Below are 4,011 nucleotides of genomic sequence, written 5' to 3'. Positions count from 1 at the left end.
GCAACCCATAGCCCATCGCAGCGCGGTAGCCGCGCCCGACCAGATTGCCCATGACGCGCCAACCGCAGATCAGACCGATCACCGCGCAAATCACGGTAAAATAGCCAAATTGCGTGCCCTCCGGCATCTGTGGCTTGAACAGTTCAGCGGCGAAAGCGGCGACGATGGCAAAGGCGAAGGCAGCAACCAGTTTTGAAATCGTCGGCATCTAATCCCTGCAATGCTTGGCGCGAAGCGCCCTATTGCGGCCGCGTCACGGTGATCTGTGTTACGTCACAGTTTCCCCCCTGAAACGCGCCAGCGCAAGAGGTGAGATAGTAATTCCACATCCGGCGAAACCGTTCATCGAAGCCGAGGCTGGCAACCTCATCCCATCTTGCGTTGAACGCCTGATGCCAACGCCGCAGGGTGTCACTGTAGCTTTTGCCGAACTCGATGGAGCCGTTTATCACAAGCCCCGCCCGCACCACCTCGGCCCGCAGAACGCTCTGGCTGGGCAACATGCCGCCGGGAAATATGTGCTTTTGAATAAAATCAACGCCTTTGCGATACATCTTGAAGCGTTTTTCCTGTAAGGTAATGATCTGCAACGTCGCATTCGCGCCTGGTTTCAGCCGATTGCGCAGGCTCTCGAAATAGACCGGCCAGTATTTCTCGCCCACCGCCTCGAACATCTCGATGCTCGCCACGCCATCATACAGCCCGGTTTCATCACGGTAGTCCTGCAACTTGATCGTGACACGATCCGCCAGCCCCGCAGCCGCCATTCGCGCCACGGCGTAGTCATATTGCGCCTTGGAAATGGTCAGCCCAGTGACCCGCAAGCCGCGCTGACCTGCGGCATATTCGGCAAAACCACCCCAGCCGCAGCCGATTTCCAGAATATGATCACCGGACGCGACCCCCATCTGATCCAGCATGGAGGCATATTTCTGCGCCTGCGCCTTCTCAAGGCTTTCCTGCCCTGTGGTGAACAGGGCAGAGGAATAGGTCATCGTCTCATCCAGCCAGAGTCTGTAGAAATCATTGCCGAGATCGTAGTGATAGGAAATATTCCTTTTCGCCTGACGTTTGGAATTGCCCCGCAGAACATGGCGGATACGTTCATAAAACCGGATCACAGCCATGCCGTAAAAGCTGTCATAGATCGCATCATTATCGGCATGCACCAGATCCATGAAGGCTTGCAGATCCGGGCTTGACCACCAGCCTTCGAGATAGGCGTCGGAAAATCCGATATCGCCTTCGCGGATTAACCGCGCAAACAGATCGCGGTTGTGGACCTCCAGCACCGCATGCGGGCCGCGGGCCGACCCTTGGACGCGAAAGCAGCGCCCGTCACCCAGCACAAGATCCAGCCGTCCATGGCCCAGACCTTTCGCCTGCGCGAAAACCTGCGCAAAATAGCGCGGCAGGTTCGTTTGCCCGTCGATCGCGGTCAGAATTTCCATCGTTCACCCTACCAAAAGCCGAATTCACCTGCGCCTGTTCTTATGTTACGCAACGCGCCGAACAAAAGTTTCGATCCATCAGAAGTTTCGCGCCTGATAAGCCGCAAGTGCGCGCGCCCGCCCTGCGGCGAGATCAATGATCCGGTCAGGATAGCGCGCCTCGGGCGAAAGCGCCCATGCGCGCGGTATGGCAGCAAAATAGTCCAATGCCTCACATCCCGGGTTTGGACTCAATTCAGCGATGTAGCGCTTGCGATAGCTGGATTTCGGGTCGAACTTCTCCGCCTGCGTCGCCGGGTTGAAAATCCTGAAGTATGGCGCGGCATCCGGGCCGGACCCGGCGGCCCATTGCCACCCCATCGCGTTGGAAGCCACATCCCAATCGGTCAGGCATTGCGCAAACCAGCACTGGCCGACGCGCCAGTCGGTCATCAGATGCTTGGTCAGGTATGAGGCCACGATCATACGCGCGCGGTTGTGCATCGTGCCGGTCACATACATCTCACGCATCGCGGCATCGACGAACGGCTCCCCCGTCATGCCCTGCCGCCAGCGCTCGGCATCCGCATTGTCGCCCCGCCACGGGAAAGCAGCCCATTCCGCGCGCCAGGGTTGATCGGTGATCTCGGGGCAGTGATGCAACAGATGATAGGAAAATTCGCGCCAGACCAGTTCTTTCAGGAACTGCTCGGCCCCGGCGCGACCCTCCAAAAGCGCCCTCATGCCGCCATGCCAGATCGTGCGCGGGCCGATTTCGCCACAGGTCAGGTTCTCGGAAAGTCGCGAGGTTGCGTTCAGCGCCGGGAAATCACGCAGGCTCTTGTAGTCATCAATCAGACCATCGAGGAATTCCGATAACCGCCGCTGCGCCACCGCCTCGCCAACACCCACATGCTTTGCCACGACTTCGGCACCGCGCTGCATCGCCTGCCCCATCTGCCAGTCCGCCAATGCCTCTGACGCAGGCCAAGCCACTGGTTGCGCCAATCGCTTCGGCGCAGAGGTCGGCGCGTCGACCGGACGGTTCTTTACAGCGCGCCAAAACGGCGAATAGACCTTGTAGTATCCGCCCTGCCCGGTTTCAATCGTCCAGGGCTCAAACAGCAAATGCCCCGGATGGCTTTCCGCCTCCACCCCGGCGCGGCGCAGTTCCGCCTTGACCCGCGTGTCGCGCGCCTTCGCCGTTGCATCATAAAGCCGCGCCCAATGCACGGCCCCGGCACCGGTTTCCGCCACCACCGATTGCAACACCGCCACGGCCGGCCCACGCCGCAGGATCAGACGGCTGCCAACTGCATCCAGCCTGCGCGCAAATTCCGCCAGCCCAAGCCCCAACCGCCATTTCGCGGCAGCACCGATCTGCTCCGTCTCCGGGTCCAGAATGAACAGCGGGATCACCGGACGCCCGCTGGCCGCTGCGCGTGCCAACATCGGGTTGTCAGAAAGGCGAAGGTCGCGGCGAATCCAAAGGATCAAGGGGCTTGCGGGCATCGGGTCCAGTCATTCGGTCATTTCAAGGCGATACGCCCGCGCCCCTGGAGTGGATCACTTATCACTATCGCCTCGATACCCTTTCTGCACATCCGCCGAACCTTCTCTGCATCTTCTCTGTAAAAAATATCCTCGGGGGGGGAAGTTTTTGCCCCTTTGCAAAAACGGATTGGGGGGCAGACAGCCCCCCTTGCCCGGTCACAACACCGCGTCCAACGCCTTGATCAACCGCGCCACTTCGTCCTGCTCGGTGTAATGCACAAAGCTCAACCGCAGCGCGCCGCGTGCCGTATCAACGCCCATGGCTTCCAAGGCGCGCACGGCGTAAAAATCGCCGCCCCCCGCCATGATACCATGCGCGGCCAGATCGCGGGCGACCGGCCCCGCCTCCCGGTCCAGCGCCACCGCGACCGTTGGTGCCCGGCGGGTCGCATCGCGCGGCCCGATCAGGCGCAGGTCATTGCGCGCCGCCAGATGGTCGAGCAGGGGTTGCAGCAAGCGAACCTCATGCGCACGCATCAAACCATGTACCGCGTTGTTGCGTTCGAGCGGCGTGGCTTTATTGCCGGGGAAGTGGTGGGCATGCAGCGCGTCGATATAATCCGCCATTCCCGCACAAGCCGCGACTTGCGCATGGTCCGGCCCGGCCGGTGTGAATCGCTTGTAAAGGCTGCTTTCATTGAAGTAATGGCATTGCGCGGGCAGCGCCTCCCCCGCCGCGCGACGGATGACCATTATACCCTGATGCGGGCCATAGGTCTTGTAGGCTGAAAACAGATAGATATCCGCCCCAAGCGCGTCCATGTCCGGAAATCCGTGTGGCGCGTAGCTGACGCCATCGACGCAGGTGAACGCACCGGCTTCCCGCGCCATGGCGCAAATCTCGGCAACCGGGTTCACCTCGGCCACCACGTTGGAGCAATGCGGGAAACACAGCATCCGAACCTTGCCATCCGCCAGCAACCGCCGCAGCGCCTCCAGGTCCAGATGGCCGGTTTGCGGATCAATCTTCCACTCGCGAACCTCCACGCCGTCTTTGGCCAGACGCCGCCAGACGCCGCTATTGGCC

Annotated in this window: 4 protein-coding genes; all 4 read right to left on the bottom strand. The window is 60.8% G+C overall.

All coding sequences use genetic code 11. From position 1 onward, the window contains the following. The coding region (locus tag L0H65_RS15805) for a TrgA family protein (RefSeq protein WP_301460054.1) at nt 1–208 on the bottom strand (208 nt) is incomplete at its 3' end. A gap of 31 nt (nt 209–239) precedes the next feature. Next, complete coding sequence (locus L0H65_RS15800; protein ID WP_301460052.1) at nt 240–1,451, bottom strand: cyclopropane-fatty-acyl-phospholipid synthase family protein; 1,212 nt, start codon at nt 1,449–1,451, stop codon at nt 240–242. A gap of 78 nt (nt 1,452–1,529) precedes the next feature. Then, a complete protein-coding gene (locus tag L0H65_RS15795) occupies nt 1,530–2,942 on the bottom strand; it encodes a deoxyribodipyrimidine photo-lyase (RefSeq protein WP_301460050.1) in 1,413 nt (470 codons plus the stop codon). A 198-nt stretch (nt 2,943–3,140) separates the two neighbouring features. Beyond that, nucleotides 3,141–4,011 (bottom strand): aminotransferase class V-fold PLP-dependent enzyme (locus tag L0H65_RS15790; RefSeq protein ID WP_301460048.1); only part of this gene is annotated, 871 nt, incomplete at its 5' end.

The sequence above is a fragment of the Pseudorhodobacter sp. genome (assembly GCF_030452865.1).
Taxonomy (GTDB): domain Bacteria; phylum Pseudomonadota; class Alphaproteobacteria; order Rhodobacterales; family Rhodobacteraceae; genus Pseudorhodobacter.
Note: the sequence above shows the minus strand (reverse complement) of the source record. Positions and strands in the feature narration are given on the sequence as shown.

Excerpts from the sequence above, each read along its gene's own strand:
- L0H65_RS15800 (WP_301460052.1), bottom strand. The coding sequence starts at position 1,451 with ATGGAAATTCTGACCGCGATCGACGGGCAAACGAACCTGCCGCGCTAT.
- L0H65_RS15795 (WP_301460050.1), bottom strand. The coding sequence starts at position 2,942 with ATGCCCGCAAGCCCCTTGATCCTTTGGATTCGCCGCGACCTTCGCCTT.